The organism is Streptomyces sp. NPDC085596 (assembly GCF_044541565.1).
In the GTDB taxonomy this organism is placed as follows: domain Bacteria; phylum Actinomycetota; class Actinomycetes; order Streptomycetales; family Streptomycetaceae; genus Streptomyces.
Map to the genome: position 1 here is coordinate 249,844 of NZ_JBITTC010000001.1, position 19,481 is coordinate 269,324.

The window sequence follows — 19,481 nt, forward strand, 5'->3', positions numbered from 1 at the left end:
GTCGGGGACTTTCGGGCAGGCGCCGTCTGATGTTCCGTACGCCCTTGTACGGCACACCGGGTCGGGGGAGGTCAGACCGCCAGGGAGCGGTCGGTGGGGCGGATCGGGGCGGGCAGGTCGCTGGCCCCGGTGAGGTGGCGGTCCACGCCTCGGGCGGCGGAGCGGCCCTCGGCGATGGCCCACACGATCAGGGACTGGCCCCGGCCCGCGTCACCGGCGACGAACACGCCGGGCACGTTGGTCCGGAAGTCGGCGTCGCGGGCGATGTTGCCGCGCTCGTCCAGCTCCAGGCCGAACTGGTCGACCAGGCCGTTCTCCCGGTCGGTGCCGGTGAAGCCCATGGCGAGGGTGACCAGCTGGGCCGGGATCTTCCGCTCGCTGCCCGGCTTCGGGGTGAGCCTGCCGTCGATGAACTCGACCTCGGCCAGGTGCAGCGCCTGGACGTTGCCGTCCTCGTCGCCCTCGAAGTGGGTGGTGGAGACGGCGTAGACCCGCTCGCCGCCCTCCTCGTGGGCGCTGGTGACCTTGTACAGCATGGGGAAGGTCGGCCAGGGCTGGTTCAGCGGGTGCCGCTCGTCGTTCGGGCGGGGCATGATCTCCAGCTGGGTGACGGAGGCCGCGCCCTGGCGGTGGGCGGTGCCCACGCAGTCGGCGCCGGTGTCGCCGCCGCCGATGACGACGACGTGCTTGCCCTCGGCCGAGATCGGCGGGGCCACGTAGTCGCCCTCCTGGACCTTGTTGGACAGCGGCAGGTACTCCATCGCCTGGTGGATGCCGTTCAACTCCCGTCCGGGGACGGGCAGATCGCGGGCGGTGGTGGAACCGGCGGCGATGACGACCGCGTCGTACCGCTTCCTCAGGTCGCCGGCCTTGAGGTCGCGGCCGATCTCCACGCCGGTGCGGAACCGGGTGCCCTCCGCGCGCATCTGCTCGATACGGCGGTTGATGTGCCGCTTCTCCATCTTGAACTCGGGGATGCCGTACCGCAGCAGGCCACCGACGCGGTCGGCGCGCTCGTAGACGGCGACCGTGTGACCGGCGCGGGTGAGCTGCTGGGCGGCGGCGAGCCCGGCCGGGCCGGAGCCGATGACGGCGACCGTCTTGCCGGACAGCCGCTCGGGGATGCGCGGGGCCACGTCCCCGGTCTCCCACGCCTGGTCGATGATGGAGACCTCGACGTTCTTGATGGTGACCGGCTGCTGGTTGATGCCCAGCACACAGGCCGACTCACAGGGCGCGGGGCACAGCCGGCCGGTGAACTCGGGGAAGTTGTTGGTCGCGTGCAGCCGCTCGGAGGCGGCGGCCCAGTCCTGCCGGTAGGCGTAGTCGTTCCACTCCGGGATCAGGTTCCCGAGCGGACAGCCGTTGTGGCAGAACGGGATGCCGCAGTCCATGCACCGGCCGGCCTGCTTGCCGATGATGGGCAGCAGGGAGCCGGGGACGTAGACCTCGTTCCAGTCCTTGACGCGCTCGCCGACGGGACGGGTCCGGGCGACCTCGCGGCCGTGGTTCAGAAAGCCCTTGGGATCAGCCATTGGTCGCCGCCTCCATCATCTTCTCGGTGATCTCGGTCTCGGAGAGACCGGCCCGCTCGGCGGCGTCCTTGGCGGCGAGCACTGCCTTGTACGTGCTGGGGATGATCCTGCTGAAGCGTTCCACGGACCGGTCCCAGTCCGCGAGCAGCTTCCCGGCGACCGTGGAACCGGTCTCCTCGGCATGGCGGCGCACCACGTCGTGCAGCCAGGTGCGGTCGGCGTCGTCAAGGGGCTCGACCCCGCCGGCGTTGCCCGCGTTGACGTTGTCCGGGTCGAGGTCGATGACGTACGCGATGCCGCCGGACATGCCGGCCGCGAAGTTCCGCCCGGTCGGGCCGAGGACGACGGCGTGGCCGCCGGTCATGTACTCGCAGCCGTGGTCGCCGACGCCCTCGGAGACCACCAGGGCCCCGGAGTTGCGGACGCAGAACCGCTCGCCGGTACGGCCGCGCAGGAACAGCTCGCCGCCGGTGGCGCCGTAGCCGATGGTGTTGCCCGCGATGGTGGAGTACTCGGCGAGGTGGTCGGCCGCCCGGTCGGGGCGGACCACGATCCGGCCGCCGGAGAGGCCCTTGCCGACGTAGTCGTTGGCGTCGCCCTCCAGGCGCAGCGTGACACCGCGCGGCAGGAACGCGCCGAAGGACTGGCCGGCCGAGCCGGTGAAGGTGATGTCGATGGTGTCGTCGGGCAGTCCGGCGCCGCCGAACTTCCGGGTCACCTCGTGGCCGAGCATGGTGCCGACCGTGCGGTTGATGTTGCGGATGGCGACCTGGGCGCGCACCGGGTGCGCCTCGGTGGCGTCGGTGGCGGCGAGCGCGTCGGCGGCGAGCCTGATCAGCTCGTTGTCGAGCGCCTTCTCCAGCCCGTGGTCCTGGGAGACGACCTGGTGGCGGACCGCGCCCTCGGGCAGCTCGGGCACGTGGAACAGCGGCTCCAGGTTGAGGCCCTGGGCCTTGAAGTGGTCGACGGCGCGCTCCACGTCGAGCACCTCGGCGTGGCCGACGGCCTCCTCGATGGAGCGGAAGCCCAGCTCGGCGAGGAGTTCGCGGACCTCTTCGGCGATGAACCGGAAGAAGTTGACGATGTACTCGGCCTTGCCTTCGAAGCGTTCGCGCAGCACCGGGTTCTGGGTGGCGATGCCGACCGGGCAGGTGTCCAGGTGGCAGACGCGCATCATCACGCAGCCGGAGACGACCAGGGGCGCGGTGGCGAAGCCGAACTCCTCGGCGCCGAGCAGCGCCGCGATGACCACGTCCCGGCCGGTCTTGAGCTGACCGTCGGTCTGGACGACGATCCGGTCGCGCAGCCCGTTGAGCAGCAGGGTCTGCTGGGTCTCGGCGAGGCCCAGCTCCCAGGGACCGCCCGCGTGCTTGAGCGAGGTCAGCGGGGAGGCGCCGGTGCCGCCGTCGTGGCCGGAGACCAGCACCACGTCGGCGTGCGCCTTGGACACACCGGCCGCGACCGTGCCGACGCCGACCTCGGAGACCAGCTTCACGTGGATGCGGGCGGCGGGGTTGGCGTTCTTCAGGTCGTGGATCAGCTGGGCGAGATCCTCGATGGAGTAGATGTCGTGGTGCGGCGGCGGGGAGATCAGGCCCACGCCGGGCGTGGAGTGCCGGGTCCTGGCGACCCACGGGTACACCTTGTGGCCGGGCAGCTGGCCGCCCTCGCCGGGCTTGGCGCCCTGGGCCATCTTGATCTGGATGTCGTCGGCGTTGACCAGGTACTCGGAGGTGACGCCGAAGCGGCCGGAGGCGACCTGCTTGATGGCGCTGCGCCGGGCCGGGTCGTACAGCCGCTCCGCGTCCTCGCCGCCCTCACCGGTGTTGGACTTGCCGCCCAGCTGGTTCATGGCGATGGCGAGGGTCTCGTGCGCCTCCTGCGAGATGGAGCCGTACGACATGGCGCCGGTGGAGAAGCGCCTGACGATCTCGGAGACCGGTTCGACCTCGTCCACCGGGATGGGGGCGCGGCCGGAGTCGAAGCCGAACAGGCCGCGCAGCGTCATCAGGCGCTCGGACTGCTCGTTCACCCGGTCGGTGTACTTCTTGAAGATGTCGAAGCGGCCGCTGCGGGTGGAGTGCTGGAGGCGGAAGACCGTCTCCGGGTCGAACAGGTGCGGCTCGCCCTCGCGGCGCCACTGGTACTCGCCGCCGATGTCGAGCGTGCGGTGGGCGGGCGCGATGCCGCTGGCGGGGTACGCCTTGGCGTGCCGGGCGGCGACCTCACGCGCGATGACGTCGATGCCGACGCCGCCGATCTTGGTCGTGGTGCCGGCGAAGTACTTCTCCACGAAGGCGTTTTCCAGGCCGACGGCCTCGAAGACCTGGGCGCCCCGGTAGGAGGCGACGGTGGAGATGCCCATCTTGGACATCACCTTCAGCACGCCCTTGCCCAGGGCGTAGATGAGGTTGCGGATGGCCTGCTCGGGCTCCATGCCGGGCAGGAAGGTGCCCGCGCGGACCAGGTCCTCGACGGACTCCATCGCCAGGTAGGGGTTGACCGCGGCGGCGCCGTAGCCGATCAGCAGGGCGACGTGGTGGACCTCGCGGACGTCACCGGCCTCGACCAGCAGGCCGACGTGGGTGCGCTCCTTGGTGCGGATGAGGTGGTGGTGGACGGCGGCGGTGAGCAGCAGCGACGGGATCGGGGCGTGCTCGGCGTCGGAGTGCCGGTCGGAGAGCACGATGAGCCGGGCGCCGTTGTCGATGGCGGCGTCGGCCTCGGCGCAGATCTCCTCGATGCGCGCGGCGAGGGAGTCGCCGCCGCCGGAGACCCGGTAGAGGCCGGAGAGGGTGGCGGCCTTGAAGCCGGGCATGTCGCCGTCGGCGTTGATGTGGATGAGCTTGGCCAGCTCGTCGTTGTCGATCACCGGGAAGGGCAGCAGGACCGAGCGGCAGGAGGCGGCGCTCGGGTCGAGCAGGTTGCCCTGGGGGCCCAGCGAGCTGCGCAGGGAGGTGACCAGTTCCTCGCGGATGGCGTCCAGCGGCGGGTTGGTGACCTGGGCGAAGAGCTGGGTGAAGTAGTCGAAGAGCAGCCGGGGACGCTCGGAGAGGACCGCGATGGGGCTGTCGGTGCCCATGGAGCCAATGGGCTCGGCGCCGGCCTTGGCCATCGGGGCGAGGATGATCCGCAGCTCTTCCTCGGTGTAGCCGAAGGTCTGCTGGCGGCGGGTGACGGAGGCGTGGGTGTGGACGATGTGCTCGCGCTCGGGCAGGTCGCCCAGCTCGATCTCGCCCGTCGCCATCCAGTCGGTGTAGGGCAGCTCGGTGGCGAGCTGCGCCTTGATCTCGTCGTCCTCGATGATGCGGTGCTCGGCGGTGTCCACCAGGAACATCCGGCCGGGCTGGAGGCGGCCCTTGCGGACCACCCGGGCGGGGTCGATGTCGAGGACGCCGACCTCGGAGCCGAGGACGACCAGGCCCTCGTCGGTGACCCAGTAGCGGCCGGGGCGCAGGCCGTTGCGGTCGAGAACGGCGCCGACCTGGGTGCCGTCGGTGAAGGTGACGCAGGCGGGGCCGTCCCAGGGCTCCATCATCGTGGAGTGGAACTGGTAGAAGGCGCGCCGGGTCGGGTCCATGGAGTCGTGGTTCTCCCACGCCTCCGGGATCATCATCAGCACCGCGTGGGGCAGCGAGCGCCCGCCGAGGTGGAGCAGTTCCAGCACTTCGTCGAAGGACGCCGAGTCGGAGGCGTCCGGCGTACAGACCGGGAAGGTGCGGGCGAGGTTGTCGTCGGTGCCGAACAGGTCGGAGCCGAGCTGGGACTCGCGGGCGCGCATCCAGTTGCGGTTGCCCTTGACGGTGTTGATCTCGCCGTTGTGGGCGACGAAGCGGTACGGGTGCGCCAGCGGCCACGACGGGAAGGTGTTCGTGGAGAAGCGGGAGTGCACCAGCGCGATCGCGGAGGCGAACCGGCGGTCGGACAGGTCCGGGAAGAAGGGCTCCAGCTGGCCGGTGGTCAGCATGCCCTTGTAGACGATCGTCCGGGCGGACAGGGACGGGAAGTAGATCCCGGCCTCCCGCTCGGCGCGCTTGCGCACGACGAACGCCTTGCGGTCCAGCGCGATGCCCTCGCTGACGCCGTCGCCGACGAACAGCTGGCGGAAGGCCGGCATGGTGGAGCGGGCGGTCGCGCCGAGCAGTTCGGGGGCGACCGGGACCTCGCGCCAGCCGAGGACGGTGAGGCCCTCCTCGGCGGCGATCGTCTCGATCCGTGAGACGACTTCGGCGGTGCCGTCCTCGGGCAGGAAGGCGATGCCGACGGCGTAGGAACCGGCGGCCGGGAGGTCGAATCCGGCCACCTCACGGAAGAAGGCGTCGGGCACCTGGGAGAGGATGCCGGCGCCGTCTCCGGAGTCGGGCTCGGAGCCGGTCGCGCCGCGGTGTTCGAGATTGCGCAGTACGGTCAGCGCCTGCTCGACCAGCGCATGGCTCGCCTCACCGGTGAGGGTGGCCACGAAGCCGACGCCGCAGGCGTCGTGCTCGTCGCGGGGGTCGTACATGCCCTGCGCGGCAGGGCGGGCATCCATGAAGGACCAGGGGCGGTCGGTCACGGAATGCTGGGACGGCTGGCGCGTCGTACGCATCGGCTCTCCCGTCGTCGTCAGTGGCGTGTGGCAGGTGCCGAGGGACGACGCTGGCCCTCTGCTGGTGCAAAATTTCGTGCAGGTTACATGATGGAACGCTTGTCGGGAACCGGATACTCCGTTCCACCATGCGGACGCCACAGGGGGCGCGGCGCGGTGCCGTGGGGTACGGCGGGCGCCGCTCCGGGCGGCGGGAAAAGCGGGGGTTCACAGCGGTTTCGAGCGGGGTCCTGCGAGTGGGCCGGACGGGTGGCGACCGGTCGGACCGGCACCGGGCGGGCCCAGGGGCGGGGAGGCGTCGTCGCCGTCCCGCGAGTGCACCGCGGGCGCCGTTGCCCGCAGTGCTTACGGCTCATGCCCGACGGTCAAGCGTGCGAAACCCGCGAGTAACAATTATTTATGCGGGCCCCGGCATATGTCCAGGGTCTCTCAGCCCACAGCCGTCCCGAACAGGCTGCCCAGGGCGAAGGTGACCCCGGCCGCCGCGCCGCCGAGGGCGAGCTGACGCAGTCCGCTGAACCACCAGCTGCGCGCGGTCACCCTGGCCACCACGGCGCCGCAGCCGAACAGTCCGGCGAGCGCGAGCAGCACGGCGGGCCACAGGGCCGTCGCGCCCAGCAGGTAGGGCAGCACGGGCAGCAGGGCGCCCAGCGCGAAGGCGCCGAAGGAGGAGACGGCGGCGGTCAGCGGGGAGGGCAGGTCCTCGGGGTCGATGCCCAGTTCTTCCCGGGCGTGTATCTCCAGGGCCTGCTCGGGGTCCTTCGACAGCTGCCGGGCGACCTCGCGGGCGAGCGCGGGCTCGACACCGCGGGAGGCGTACAGCGCGGCCAGCTCGTCCTCCTCGGCCTGCGGGTGCTTGCGCAGCTCACGGCGCTCGACATCCAGCTCGGCCTGGACGAGTTCGGCCTGCGAGGCGACGGAGGTGTACTCACCGGCCGCCATCGAGAAGGCGCCGGCCGCGAGCCCGGCGAGGCCCGTGATCACGATCGTCTGATGGCCCACCGAGCCGCCCGCGACACCGGTCATCAGGGCGAGGTTGGAGACCAGCCCGTCCATCGCGCCGAACACGGCGGGGCGCAGCCAGCCGCCGTTGACATCGCGGTGCGTGTGATTGTCGCGGTGCGCCTCGTGCAGCGCGGCCTCGGTCTCGATGATGGCCATGTGGACCCCCGGAAAGCTTAGCCAAAGCTAACTTTGGACTGATTCTATTTTTCGAAGACCCCCAATCTACGGCGATCGGCGCGCCGCCGCCAGCAAGGCGAGGCTGAGCTAACCTGCGGCTTCTTCCCTGCTCAGGCGTCCGGGCCGGAGATTTCCCGGTACCGAGCGGGTGATGGCGGGGGCCCGGAGGCTAGGGCGCCGCCCTTCGGGTGGGACACATCCGCAAAGGGCCACGCGGTCCTGGCGAAGGAGGGTCCCGCCCATGGCATCGAACGCACCCGCTTCACCGCTCCCCGCCCCCGCCGGGCCCGGACTCCGTGAGCGGGCGCGCGGCGCGCTGCTCGGCCTGGCCGTGGGCGACGCGCTGGGCGCCCCGGCCGAGAACCTGAAGCCCTCCGAGATCCGCGCCCGCTGGGGCCGCATCACCGGGTACGTCACCGACCGGCCGTGCGGCACGGACGACACCGAGTACGCGATCTTCTCCGGGCTGCTGCTGGCCCGGCACGGCTCCGCGCTCACCCCGGCGCATGTGGAGGTGGCCTGGCACCAGTGGATCGCGGACCGGGCCGAGGGTCCCTTCCGGGGCGCGGGCTTCAGCGAGCGGGGCACGCTGGAGAACCTGCGCCGGGGTCTCGCGGCGCCCATCTCCGCCCAGCACCGGCACGCCTGGAGCGACGGGCTGGCGATGCGGGCGGCGCCGTTCGGGGTGTTCGCGGCGGGACGGCCCGCCGAGGCGGCCCGGCTGGTGGCGATCGACGGCTCGGTCAGCCACGAGGGCGAGGGCATCTACGGCGGCCAGGCGGTCGCGGCCGGGGTGGCCGCGGCGATGGCGGGCGCGGAACCGGCCGTGGTGATCGCGGCCGCCCTCGCCGTCGTACCGGACGACTCCTGGACCGCCCGCTCGCTGCGCCGCGCGGTCGCCGTCGCCCACCGGGGCGAACGCGCGGTCCGCTCCGCGGTGGTCATCGGCGGCTACCCCTGGACCGACCTGGCCCCCGAGGCGGTCGCCCTCGCCTTCGGCGCGTACGCGGCGGCCGACGGCGACTTCCGGGAAGCGGTCCTGACGGCCGTCAACATGGGCCGGGACGCCGACACGACGGCGGCGGTCGCGGGCGCCCTGGCCGGCGCCACCGGCGGTGTCGCCGCCATCCCCGCCATGTGGGCCGCAGCCATTGGCCCGGCCCGCGGCAGGTGCCTGCCCGCCATGTCGGGCCACCACATCCTCGACGTGGCCGAGCTCCTGACGCCGGAGGAGGGCGGCAAGTGGGGCGAGGGGGTGATCCTGCCGGACCTGCTGCCGGAGGGGGTGCGGCCGGCGCTCTCGGGGCCCGCGGTGGTGCCTGCCGGTGAGCCACCGCTCACCCTGGCGGGTACGGCCACGGAGACACCGTTCCCGCTCGCGTCAGCCGCTCAGGGTGACGAAGCGGAGGCCCGGTCGTGACCCGGCGGATCGAGGGCCTGCTGCTCGGGCTCGCCGCCGGGGACGCGGCCGGATGGCCCGCCGCACGGCACCGGGCGGCCCGGATGCCGGAGTGGACGCGGCGGCTGACGCGGGAGCTGGACACCTTCGCGGAGCAGAACGCGACGACCACGCTGCCGGTGCCCATCGCGCTGAACCAGCCCCCGGAACCGCTCCGGCTCGGCCCCTCCGACGACGCGGAGTGGGCGGCGTTCGCGGCGGAGGCGGTGCTGCGGGCCGGGGACGACGTCCTGGGCGACCTCAGCCGGGACCGCCGTATGCGCGCGGCGATCGACCTGACCTGGACCGCCGTGGCCTCCGAGGTCGCCGCGGCGGCCGAACGGGCGCCGGAGATCGAGTCGGCCGTACTCCCCCTGCGCGCCCGCATCTCGGTCCGCGCGGGCCTCGGCAACCTCGCCGCCGGACTCCGCCCGCCCGCCACCGGCCACGACAACCCGCACTACTTCGACGACGCGGCCTGTGTACGCGCCTGTGTGCTGGCCGTCGCCCACCCCGGCGACCCGGCCCGCGCGGCGGACCTGGCGGAGTTCGACGCCCGCTACACCCAGGACGGCGACGGGGTGCACGGCGCGCGGGCGATGGCGGCGGCGGTGGCCACCGCTCTGTCCGGCGCGGGCGCGGACGCGTGTGTGGCGGCCGCGCTGGACGAACTGCCCGAGGGCACGGAGATCGGCCGCAACGCCCGGCACGCGCTGGCCCTGGTGACCGACACCGACACCGCGTTCGCCCTGGTGCCGCTGCTGGAGCATCAGATCGTGGACCACGTCTACAGCTACGGCATCGCCGCCGCCGAGACGGTCCCCGTGGCACTCGCGCTGACCCTCGCGGCCGCCGGGCGGATCGCCGAGGCGGTGCCCGCGGCCGCCTGTCTGTCCCGGGTCGCCGACTCCGCGCCCGCGCTCGCCGGGGCGCTCTGCGGCGTGCTGGGCGGCGGGGAGTGCGTGCCGGAGGCGTGGCGGCGCTCCTGCCGGACCCTCTCCGGCTGCGCGCTGCCCCGGCTGACCGGCACCGATCTGGTGGAACTCGCCGGGCTGCTGGAAGCCGCCCAACGGACCCGGCCAGGGGGATGATGCGCGCATGATGCCCAAAAGTGATGAAATCTCCGGCCCTGGTGGGACCGGCCTGGACGAGCGGATCACCGGTGCCCTGCTCGGCGCCGCCGTGGGGGACGCCCTCGGCGGGCCGGTCGAGGGCTACAGCCCCGACCAGATCGTCGAGCGCCACGGTGGCCGGGTGCACGGGATCGTCGGCCCCTGGAACGGCGACGACTGGCGCACCGCCCGCCCCATCGCGCCGTATCACAAGGGCGACGGGCACGTCACCGACGACACCCTGATGACGCACGCGCTGATCCGGGTCTACGCCCGCGTCCGGGACCACCTCGACGCGTACGCCGTCGCGGAGCACCTGGTGCCGGACCTGATGACCGAGCCGCGCTGGATTCCCGAGCTGGAGGCGGAGGCGCTGCCCCTCCAGCGGATCTTCCTCGCCGAGAAGTGGCTGGTGGCCCGGATCGCGTACGGGCATGTGGACCCGCGTGAGGCGGGCACCGGCAACATCGTCAACTGCGGGGCGGCGATGTACATGGCCCCGGTGGGCCTGGTCAACGCGGCCAACCCGGCGGGCGCGTACGCCGAGGCGCTGGACGTGGCGGGCGCCCACCAGTCGTCGTACGGCCGGGAGGCGGCCGGGGTGTTCGCGGCCGCCGTGGCCGCCGCGTGCGCGCCGGGCGCGACGGCGGACTCGGTGGTGGCCGCCAGCCTGGCGCTGGCCAAGGACGGCACCCGCGAGGCCATCGAGAAGGTCTGCGAAGTGGCCGCCGGGCACGGTGACTTCGAGTCGGCTCTGATCCCGCTGCGCCGGGCGGTCGCCCCGTACGACACGGTCGGCCCCGACTACCGCGCCCCCTCGCTCGGCGCCCGCCGCCCCTCCCGGCTGCACTCGATCGAGGAACTCCCCGTCGCGCTCGGCATGTTGGTGGTCGCGGGCGGCGACCTGCGGCACGCGGTGCTGGGCGCGGTCAACTACGGCCGGGACTGCGACTCGATCGCCACGATGGCCGGCGCTCTCGCGGGCGCGCTCGGCTCGCCGGTGCCCGAGAAGTGGGCGAAGACGGTGGCGGAGGCGAGCCGCCTGGACCTGTGGGCCCCGGCCCGCGAGCTCACCGAGGTCGCCCGCGAGGTCTTCGTACGGGACACCGGGCGGCGCCGGGCGCACGAGCGGGCGTTCGCCGCGCTGGGAGGTCCCGCATGCTCCGACTGACGTGGGTGCAGCCCGAGGACCTGGTCGGCCATGAGCTGCGCCAGGCCCGCCTGGACGGCCGTAACGCCACCCGGATCGAGGCGCGCTGGCGCGCGGCGGGCGGCGCGGACGCCCCGGAGCGGGCCGGTGCCTCGCCGGAGCCCGCGTCCCGCTATCTGCGGCTGCTGGCCGAGGACCTGTTGGACGAACTGGCAGACCTTCCCAGTGAGTTGGCCGAACAGGAGCCGACCGCGCTGGACCGGATCGAGGCCCTGTGCCCCGACTGGCCCGCCTCCCCCGCCGGACGTACGGCCCCCGACCCCGGCGCGCTGGAGGCCGCCTGGCTGGGCCGGGCCGTCGGCTGCCTGCTCGGCAAACCGGTGGAGAAGCTCCCCCTGGACGGCATCCGCGCCCTGGCCCGCGCCACCGGCAACTGGCCGCTGAACACCTGGTTCACCGCGAAGGGCGTCCCCGAGGACCTGCTCGCCCGGCACCCCTGGAACCGCCGCTCCGCCCCGACCTCCCTCGCCGAGAACATCGACGGCATGCCGGAGGACGACGACCTCAACTACCCCCTGCTGGGCCTGCTGCTCCTGCGCCGGCACGGCCGCGCCTTCACCACCGCCGACGTGGCCGGGCTCTGGCTGGACGAACTCCCGCCCGGCCGCGCCTTCACCGCCGAACGCGTCGCCCTGCGCAACCTCCTCAGCGGGGTCGAGCCCCCGTACACCGCCCGCTTCCGCAACCCGTTCCGCGAGTGGATCGGCGCCCTGATCCGCGCCGATGTGCACGGCTGGACCAACGCGGGCGACCCGGCGGCGGCCGCCGCGCAGGCGCACCGGGACGCGGTCCTCACCCACACCGCCACCGGCGTCCACGCGGCGATGTTCGCGGCCGCCGTCATCGCCGCGGCCGCCTCCGGCACCCAGGACGCGCACGCCTGCCTGCGCACCGGCCTCACCGTGGTCCCGCCCGCCTCCCGGCTGGCCCGCGCCGTGACCCACGCCGTCCGACTGGCCCAGGAACACACGGACTTCGACGACGTGGTGGACGCGCTGCACGCCCGGTACGGACCCGCCCACCACTGGGTGCACGCCCTGCCCAACACCGCCCTGATCGCCGCGGCGCTCACCCACGCCGACGGCGACTTCACCGGCTCGGTCTGCCGGGCGGTGTCGGGCGGCTGGGACACCGATTCCAACGGCGCGACGGCCGGCTGCGTCGCGGGCCTCCTCGCGGGCGCCCCCGACGCGCTGCCGGAGCGCTGGCGGGCCCCGCTGAAGAACCGGCTCGCCACCTCGGTCGCCGACTTCGACGGCACCGGCTTCGACACCCTCGCCCGACTCACCCACCTGGAGGCGACCCGCCCATGACCCACATCGTCGTGCTCGGCAGCACGAACATGGACCTCGTCACCTATGTAGCCAAGGCACCGCAGCGCGGCGAGACCGTCACCGGCCGGGAGTTCCGCACCATTCCCGGCGGCAAGGGCGCCAACCAGGCGACCGCCGCCGCCCGCGCCGGCGCCGTGGTGTCGCTGATCGGCGCGGTCGGCAACGACGCGTACGGCGCCCGGCTCCGCGACACCCTCGAACACTCCGGCGTGGACACCGACTTCCTGCGCACGGTCGAGGGCCCGTCCGGCACCGCGCACATCGTGGTGGACGACGAGGGCGGCAACTCCATCGTCGTCATCCCCGGCGCCAACGGCACCGTCGACCACCTCTCCCCCGGCGACGAGGGCCTGATCGCCTCCGCCGACGCCCTGCTGCTCCAGCTCGAAGTGCCGCTCGCGGCCGTGATCGCGGGCGCGGAGGCGGCCCGGCGGCACGGCGTCCGTACGGTGCTCACCCCCTCCCCCGCGCAGCCGCTGCCGGAGGAGCTGCTGAGCGTGACCGACGTCCTGGTCCCCAACGCGTACGAGGCCGTCACCCTCACCGGCCGCACCGACCCCCTCGACGCGGCCGTCGGTCTGCTCGACCTGGTGCCGGAGGTGGTGCTCACCCTGGGCGAGGCCGGGGTCCTGTACGTGTCCCGGAACACGGAACCGCTCGCGGTGCCCGCGCACCAGGTCGCGGCGGTGGACTCCACGGGCGCGGGCGACACCTTCGCCGGGGCGTACGCGGTCGCCGTCGCCGAGGAGAAGCCGCTGCGGGAGGCGCTGTCCTGGGCGGCGGCCGCGGCCGCGCTGTCGGTGCAGCGGGAAGGGGCGTCGGCGTCGATGCCGTACCGCCCCGAGATCGAGGCGCAGTACACCGCATGAGCGCCGACCGCCCCGACAACGCGACCCGCCCGCCGCTGGACGGCCTGCGGGTGCTGGACCTGGCCACCCTGTTCGCCGGTCCGCTGGCCGCCACGATGCTCGGTGACTTCGGCGCCGAGGTGATCAAGGTGGAGCATCCGCTGCGGCCCGACCCGTCCCGGGGGCACGGCCCGGCCAAGGACGGCATCGGCCTGTGGTGGAAGGTGCTCGGCCGCAACAAGCGGACCATCACCCTCGACCTGTCCCGCCCCGGCGGCCGGGACACCCTGCTCAGGCTCGCCGCCACCTCCGACGTGGTGATCGAGAACTTCCGCCCCGGCACCCTGGAGAAGTGGGACCTGGGCTGGCCTGAGCTGTCGGCGGCCAACCCCCGGCTGGTCCTCGCGCGGGTCACGGCCTTCGGCCAGTTCGGCCCGTACGCGCACCGGCCCGGCTTCGGCACGCTGGCCGAGGCGATGAGCGGCTTCGCGGCCCTCACCGGCGAGCCGGAGGCACCCCCGACCCTGCCGCCCTTCGGGCTCGCCGACTCCGTCGCCGCCCTGGCCACCTCCTACGCCGTGCTCACCGCGCTGGCCGCCCGGCAGCGCACCGGCGCCGGGCAGGTGGTGGACATGGCGATCATCGAGCCGATGCTCGCCGTGCTGGGCCCCCAGCCGACCTGGTACGACCAGCTCGGTTACGTCCAGGAGCGCACCGGCAACCGGTCCGCGAACAACGCCCCGCGCAACACCTACCGCACCCTGGACGGCTCCTGGGTGGCGGTCTCCACCTCAGCGCAGTCCGTGGCGGAACGGGTGATGCGCCTGGTGGGCCGCCCGGAACTGACCGACGAACCGTGGTTCGCCACCGGAGTGCAGCGGGCCGCGCACGCCGACGAACTGGACGAGGCGGTCGGCAACTGGATCGCCGCCCGCACCCGCGACGAGGTGCTGGCCGCCTTCGAGAAGGCCGAGGCGGCCATCGCCCCCGTGCAGGACGTACGGGACGTGTTCGAGGACCCGCAGTACCAGGCGCTTGACACGGTCACCACCGTGGCCGACCCGGACCTCGGCCCGCTGCGCATGCAGAACGTCCTCTTCCGGCTCTCCGCGACCCCCGGCGCGATCCGCTGGGCCGGACGCGGACACGGCGCCGACACCGACACGGTCCTGACCGAGCTGGGCCTCGGCCCGGCCGAGCTGCGCGCCCTGCGCGAGGAGGGTGCGCTGTGACCCCGCTGACCTGGCTGTACGTCCCCGGCGACCGGCCGCGTGTGGTGGACAAGGCGCTCGCGGCGGGCGCCGACGTGGTGGTGATCGACCTGGAGGACGCGGTCGCCCCGGACCGCAAGGAGTACGCCCGCGCGGCCACCGCCGACCGGCTCTCCGACCCCCAGCCGGTCCCGGTCCACGTCCGCCTCAACGGCCCCCACGGCCCCTGGGCGGCGGCCGACCTCGCCGCCCTGGCCGACCTGCCGGGCGTCTCCGGGCTGCGGCTGCCCAAGGTGGCGGTGCCCGAGCAGATCCGCCGTACCGCCGAGGCCACCGCGCTGCCGCTGTACGCGCTACTGGAGTCCGCCCTCGGCATCGAGCACGCCTACGCCATCGCCACCGCGCACCCCGCCCTGCGCGGCCTGTCCCTCGGCGAGGCCGACCTCCGCTCCGACCTCGGGGTACGGGCCGACGCGGGCCTGGACTGGTGCCGCGCGCGGGTGGTGGTGGCCGCCCGCGCGGCCGGCCTGGCCCCGCCTCCCCAGTCGGTCCACCCCGACGTACGGGACCTGGACGGGCTCGCCGCGTCCTGCGCCCGTGGCCGCGCCCTCGGCTTCGTGGGCCGCGCGGCGATCCATCCCCGCCAGCTCCCGGTGATCGCGCGGGCCTACCTCCCCACCCCGGAGGAGCTGGCGGAGGCGGAGACGGTTCTGAAGGCGGCGGCCACCGAGCAGGGCGCGCTGGCTCTCCCGGACGGCCGCTTCATCGACGCGGCGGCGGTGGCCCAGGCCCAGCGGACGCTGTCGATGGCCGGCGGGGCCTGAACACGGCGAAGGGCGCCCGGAGTGTTTCCGGGCGCCCTTCGGCATGCGTACGGAGCTTAAGGTCAGCCCTTCTTGCCGGACTCGGCGGTGTCCTTGACGCCGGCCTTGGCTTCGGGCTCGGGCTCGGGCTCGGCCGGAGCGTCCTCGGGCTCGGCCTTCTCGGTCTTCTCGGCCTTCTCGGCCTTCTCACCCTTGGTCATGTCGACCTTCGCCTCGGCCCCATCCTCGGCCTTGGCCTCACCGTCACCGGCGTCCGCCTCGGCCTCTGCCCCGGCCCCTGCCGGATCGTCGGAGGCACCCGGCTCGACGACCGCTTCCCGGCCCGGGCGGCGCCGGGCGGAGAGCACCAGGTAGGTCACGGCCAGCAGGAACACCACGACGGCGGTCCAGACGTTCAGCCGGAGGCCCAGGATGTGGTGGGCGTCGTCCACCCGCATGTACTCGATCCAGGCGCGGCCCGAGCAGTAGGCGGCGACGTACAGCGCGAAGGCGCGGCCGTGGCCCAGCTTGAAGCGGCGGTCGGCCCAGATGACCAGGAAGCCGACGCCCACGCACCACAGCGACTCGTAGAGGAAGGTCGGGTGGTAGTAGCCCGGCACCCGGCCGCCCTCGGAGGAGGTGATGTGCAGGGCCCAGGGCAGGTGGGTCTCGTGGCCGTACAGCTCCTGGTTGAACCAGTTGCCCCAGCGGCCGATGGCCTGCGCGAAGGCGATGCCGGGGGCGACGGCGTCGGCGTAGGCGGGCAGGGCCACGCCCCGGCGCCGGGCGCCGATCCAGGCGCCGACCGCGCCGAGCGCGATGGCGCCCCAGATGCCCAGGCCGCCCTCCCACACCTTGAAGGCGTCCACCCAGTCGCGGCCCGGGCTGAAGTACAGCTCATAGTCCGTGATCACGTGGTAGAGCCGGCCGCCGACGAGGCCGAAGGGGACGGCCCACACCGCGATGTCGGCGACCGTGCCGGGGCGGCCGCCCCGCGCTACCCAGCGCTTGTTGCCGAGCCAGACGGCGACGAAGACACCGATGATGATGCAGAAGGCGTAACCGCGCAGCGGGACGGGGCCGAGGTACAGCACCCCGCGCGACGGACTGGGAATGTAGGCAAGTTCCATGGCAAGGTCGACGCTACCGTGCCGGGCCGCGCGGTCGCCGCGCGGCTGGGCTACGGGTCCATAACGGGGAGGTGAGAAAACCCCCTCACCCGCGGTCGGCCGTCTCCACCATCTCCTTGAGCTTCTCGGGGGTCATGGACTGGTCCTGGTAGATGTTCTTGCCGCCGAACAGCACCGTCGGCGTGCCGCCGAAGTTGCCGGAGGCGAACGCCTGCTGGGAGCGGTCCACCCAGCTGTTGTGGGTGCCGTCGTTCACACAGGAGCGGAACGCGGGCGTGTCGAGGCCCTTGACCTTGCCCGCGAGGTCGATCAGCTTGCCGTTGTCGGCGAAGGCGTCGTCGGTCTCCGGGGGCTGGTTCGCGTACAGCACGTCGTGGTACTCGCGGAACTTCCCGGCGTCCTGGGCGCAGGCCGCGGCGTTGGCCGAGTGCAGCGAGCCGGTGCCGCCCATGTTGCCGTCGATCAGGCGGACCAGGTGGTACTCGACCCGGAGCTTGCCCGCGTCGGTCAGCTCGTGCAGCGTGGAGCGGTACCGCGTCTCGAAGGACTGGCAGGCGGGGCAGCGGAAGTCCTCCCAAATGGTGAGCGTGGACTTGGCGCCCTCCTCGCCGACCGGGATCGCCAGGCTGTCCTTGCCCTGCGCGCCGGAGGGGGCCACGACCGGGCCCGCGTTCTTGCTGCCCTTGTCCTTGCCCGCGTTGGCCGCGATGACCCCGATCACCGCCGCGAGGCCCAGGACGCCGACGACACTGACACCGACGATCAGCGCGCGCCGGCGCTTGTCCGCGGACTTCTGCTTCTCGCGCTCGGCGGCCAGGCGTCGGCGGGCGTTGCTCTTTCCATCACGGTTCTTCTCGCTCACACCCCCCAGAACGAACCGGGGAGGCGCATTGCGCCTCCCCGGCCGGAGGTCCACCCATTCGAGTGACCTGGAGCGACGCAGGTCAGGCGCCCCGGCGGACGCCCTTCGCCAGGTCGGCGGCGAGCGCGCGGACCGCGTCGACACCGGAGGCGTCGTCGGGCGCGTCCAGCATCCGCTTCACGAACGCCGAGCCGACGATGACGCCGTCGGCGAAGGCGGCCACCTCGGCGGCCTGGGCCGCGTCGGAGACACCGAGGCCGACACAGACGGGCAGGCCGGAGCCGGTGGCGCGGGTACGTGCCACCAGGTTCTCGGCCTGCGCGCCGACGGACGCGCGGGTGCCGGTGACGCCCATCAGCGAGGCCGCGTAGACGAAACCGCTGCCCGCCGAGGTGATCTCGGCGAGCCGGGCGTCCCTGCTGCTGGGGGCGACCACGAAGACCGTGGCGAGGCCGTGCTTCTCGGCGTGCTCGCGCCACGGCGCGGACTCCTGCACGGGCAGGTCGGGCAGGATGCAGCCCGCGCCGCCCGCCTCGGCCAGCTCGGCGGTGAACCGCTCGACGCCGTAGCGGTCGATGGGGTTCCAGTAGGTCATCACGAGCACCGGCTTGCCGGTGGCCGCGTGGGCCTCGCGGACCGTGCGCATGACGTCCGCGATGCGTACGCCGCCGCGCAGGGCGATGTCGTCGGCGGTCTGGATGACCGGGCCGTCCAGCACCGGGTCGCTGTGCGGCAGGCCGACCTCGACCACGTCGGCGCCGCCGTCGAAGGCGGCCTTGATCGCCTCGATGCCGCCGTCCACGGTCGGGAACCCGGCCGGGAGGTAGGCGATGAGCGCGGCGCGGTCCTCGGCCCTGGCGGCGGCGAGGGTGTCCGACAGCAGCTGAATGTTCCCGCTCACTTGGCGTCCCCCTCGATCTCCGCGGTGTGGGCCTCGTCGGCCGCGACCTCGGCGTCGGTGTCGTAGAGCCCGAAGTACCGGGCGGCGGTGTCCATGTCCTTGTCGCCACGGCCGGAGAGGTTGACGAGGATCAGCCCGTCCGGGCCCAGCTCCTTGCCGACCTCCAGGGCGCCGGCCAGCGCGTGCGCGCTCTCGATGGCCGGGATGATGCCCTCGGTGCGCGACAGCAGACGCAGCGCCTGCATGGCGGCGTCGTCGGTGACCGCGCGGTACTCGCCCCGGCCGGATTCCTTGAGGTAGGAGTGCTCGGGTCCGATGCCGGGGTAGTCCAGGCCGGCCGAGATCGAGTACGGCTCGGTGATCTGGCCCTCGTCGTCCTGGAGGACGTAGGAGCGGGAGCCGTGCAGGATGCCGGGCTCGCCCGCGGTCAGCGTGGCCGCGTGCTCGCCGGTGTCGATGCCGTGTCCGGCGGGCTCGCAGCCGATCAGGCGGACATCTTCGTCGGGGATGAAGGCGTGGAAGAGGCCGATGGCGTTGGAGCCGCCGCCGACGCAGGCGATGGCGGCGTCCGGGAGGCGGCCGGCGCGCTCCAGGATCTGGCGGCGGGCCTCCACACCGATGACGCGGTGGAAGTCGCGGACCATGGCCGGGAAGGGGTGGGGGCCCGCGACGGTGCCGAAGAGGTAGTGGGTGTGGTCGACGTTGGCGACCCAGTCGCGGAACGCCTCGTTGATGGCGTCCTTCAGGGTGCGGCTGCCGGACTTCACGGCCACGACCTCGGCGCCGAGCATGCGCATCCGGGCCACGTTGAGGGCCTGGCGCTCGGTGTCGATCTCGCCCATGTAGATGGTGCAGTCGAGGCCGAACAGGGCGCAGGCGGTGGCGGTGGCGACGCCGTGCTGGCCGGCGCCGGTCTCCGCGATGACACGGGTCTTGCCCATGCGCTTGGTGAGCAGGGCCTGGCCGAGCACGTTGTTGATCTTGTGCGAGCCGGTGTGGTTGAGGTCCTCGCGCTTGAGGAACACCCTTGCGCCACCGGCGTGTTCGGCGAACCTGGGGACCTCGGTGAGCGAGCTGGGGCGGCCGGTGTAGTTGACCATGAGGTCATCCAGCTCGCGGGCGAATTCCGGGTCCTGCTTGGCCTTGTCGTACTCGACGGCGACCTCGTCCACGGCGGCCACGAGGGCTTCCGGGATGAACTTGCCGCCGAACGCGCCGAAGTAGCCCTGGACGGTGGGGACTTGACCCTCCGGGTCAGGGAAGAAGTAGTTACTGCTGGGCATGCCGGTACCTCACGGTGAGTGCGTGTGAAAAGACACTATTCGCC

14 protein-coding genes are annotated in these 19,481 nt (G+C 73.1%); 7 read left to right on the plus strand and 7 right to left on the minus strand.

Annotated features, from left to right (window positions below):
• Positions 1-71: 71 nt before the first annotated feature.
• The 3 genes from ACIGA3_RS01160 to ACIGA3_RS01170 all read right to left on the minus strand — a co-directional run bounded on the left by ACIGA3_RS01160 (position 72) and on the right by ACIGA3_RS01170 (position 7,284).
• Positions 72-1,535 carry a glutamate synthase subunit beta gene (locus ACIGA3_RS01160; protein ID WP_399708977.1) on the minus strand — a complete coding sequence of 488 codons (1,464 nt, stop codon included), beginning with the start codon at positions 1,533-1,535 and terminating at the stop codon, positions 72-74.
• Positions 1,528-6,123, minus strand: a complete 4,596-nt coding sequence (gltB, locus tag ACIGA3_RS01165) for a glutamate synthase large subunit (protein ID WP_399708980.1) — start codon at positions 6,121-6,123, stop codon at positions 1,528-1,530. Before gltB ends, ACIGA3_RS01160 begins: the two co-directional genes overlap by 8 nt.
• 429 nt (positions 6,124-6,552) lie before the next feature.
• On the minus strand, positions 6,553-7,284 hold the full coding sequence (locus tag ACIGA3_RS01170; RefSeq protein ID WP_329010408.1) for a VIT1/CCC1 transporter family protein: 732 nt from the start codon (positions 7,282-7,284) through the stop codon (positions 6,553-6,555).
• Between the two features lie 262 nt (positions 7,285-7,546).
• Here ACIGA3_RS01170 and ACIGA3_RS01175 point away from each other — a divergent pair, with 262 nt between their 5' ends.
• Genes ACIGA3_RS01175 through ACIGA3_RS01205 form a run of 7 tightly spaced genes read left to right on the plus strand, consistent with a single transcriptional unit; the run spans position 7,547 to position 15,282 of the window.
• The gene (locus ACIGA3_RS01175; RefSeq protein ID WP_399708983.1) at positions 7,547-8,725 is read left to right on the plus strand and encodes an ADP-ribosylglycohydrolase family protein; all 1,179 of its coding nucleotides are present in this window, start codon (positions 7,547-7,549) and stop codon (positions 8,723-8,725) included.
• Entirely contained in the window at positions 8,722-9,834 is a 1,113-nt protein-coding gene (locus ACIGA3_RS01180; protein ID WP_399708986.1) for an ADP-ribosylglycohydrolase family protein, read from the plus strand. The genes ACIGA3_RS01175 and ACIGA3_RS01180 overlap by 4 nt, the downstream gene beginning before the upstream one ends.
• Before the next feature lie 7 nt (positions 9,835-9,841).
• Positions 9,842-11,026 (plus strand): ADP-ribosylglycohydrolase family protein, encoded by a 1,185-nt coding sequence (locus ACIGA3_RS01185; protein WP_399708989.1) that lies wholly within the window; start codon positions 9,842-9,844, stop codon positions 11,024-11,026.
• Positions 11,014-12,378 (plus strand): ADP-ribosylglycohydrolase family protein, encoded by a 1,365-nt coding sequence (locus tag ACIGA3_RS01190; protein ID WP_399708992.1) that lies wholly within the window; start codon positions 11,014-11,016, stop codon positions 12,376-12,378. Before ACIGA3_RS01185 ends, ACIGA3_RS01190 begins: the two co-directional genes overlap by 13 nt.
• Positions 12,375-13,268 (plus strand): ribokinase, encoded by an 894-nt coding sequence (gene rbsK / locus ACIGA3_RS01195; RefSeq protein WP_399708995.1) that lies wholly within the window; start codon positions 12,375-12,377, stop codon positions 13,266-13,268. Before ACIGA3_RS01190 ends, rbsK begins: the two co-directional genes overlap by 4 nt.
• Entirely contained in the window at positions 13,265-14,479 is a 1,215-nt protein-coding gene (locus tag ACIGA3_RS01200) for a CaiB/BaiF CoA transferase family protein (protein WP_399708998.1), read from the plus strand. Before rbsK ends, ACIGA3_RS01200 begins: the two co-directional genes overlap by 4 nt.
• The gene (locus ACIGA3_RS01205) at positions 14,476-15,282 is read left to right on the plus strand and encodes an HpcH/HpaI aldolase/citrate lyase family protein (RefSeq protein WP_399709001.1); all 807 of its coding nucleotides are present in this window, start codon (positions 14,476-14,478) and stop codon (positions 15,280-15,282) included. The genes ACIGA3_RS01200 and ACIGA3_RS01205 overlap by 4 nt, the downstream gene beginning before the upstream one ends.
• Before the next feature lie 62 nt (positions 15,283-15,344).
• Here ACIGA3_RS01205 and lgt read toward each other — a convergent pair whose 3' ends face one another.
• The 4 genes from lgt to trpB form a co-directional block, all read right to left on the minus strand.
• On the minus strand, positions 15,345-16,391 hold the full coding sequence (gene lgt, locus ACIGA3_RS01210) for a prolipoprotein diacylglyceryl transferase (protein ID WP_399709004.1): 1,047 nt from the start codon (positions 16,389-16,391) through the stop codon (positions 15,345-15,347).
• An 85-nt stretch (positions 16,392-16,476) separates the two neighbouring features.
• Positions 16,477-17,253, minus strand: coding sequence for a DsbA family protein (locus ACIGA3_RS01215; protein WP_399709007.1), 777 nt, complete (start codon positions 17,251-17,253; stop codon positions 16,477-16,479).
• A gap of 82 nt (positions 17,254-17,335) precedes the next feature.
• Positions 17,336-18,154: a tryptophan synthase subunit alpha gene (gene trpA, locus ACIGA3_RS01220; protein ID WP_399709010.1), complete on the minus strand. Its 819-nt coding sequence runs from the start codon at positions 18,152-18,154 to the stop codon at positions 17,336-17,338.
• Positions 18,151-19,437 (minus strand): tryptophan synthase subunit beta, encoded by a 1,287-nt coding sequence (gene trpB / locus ACIGA3_RS01225; protein ID WP_399709013.1) that lies wholly within the window; start codon positions 19,435-19,437, stop codon positions 18,151-18,153. Before trpB ends, trpA begins: the two co-directional genes overlap by 4 nt.
• Positions 19,438-19,481 lie beyond the last annotated feature (44 nt).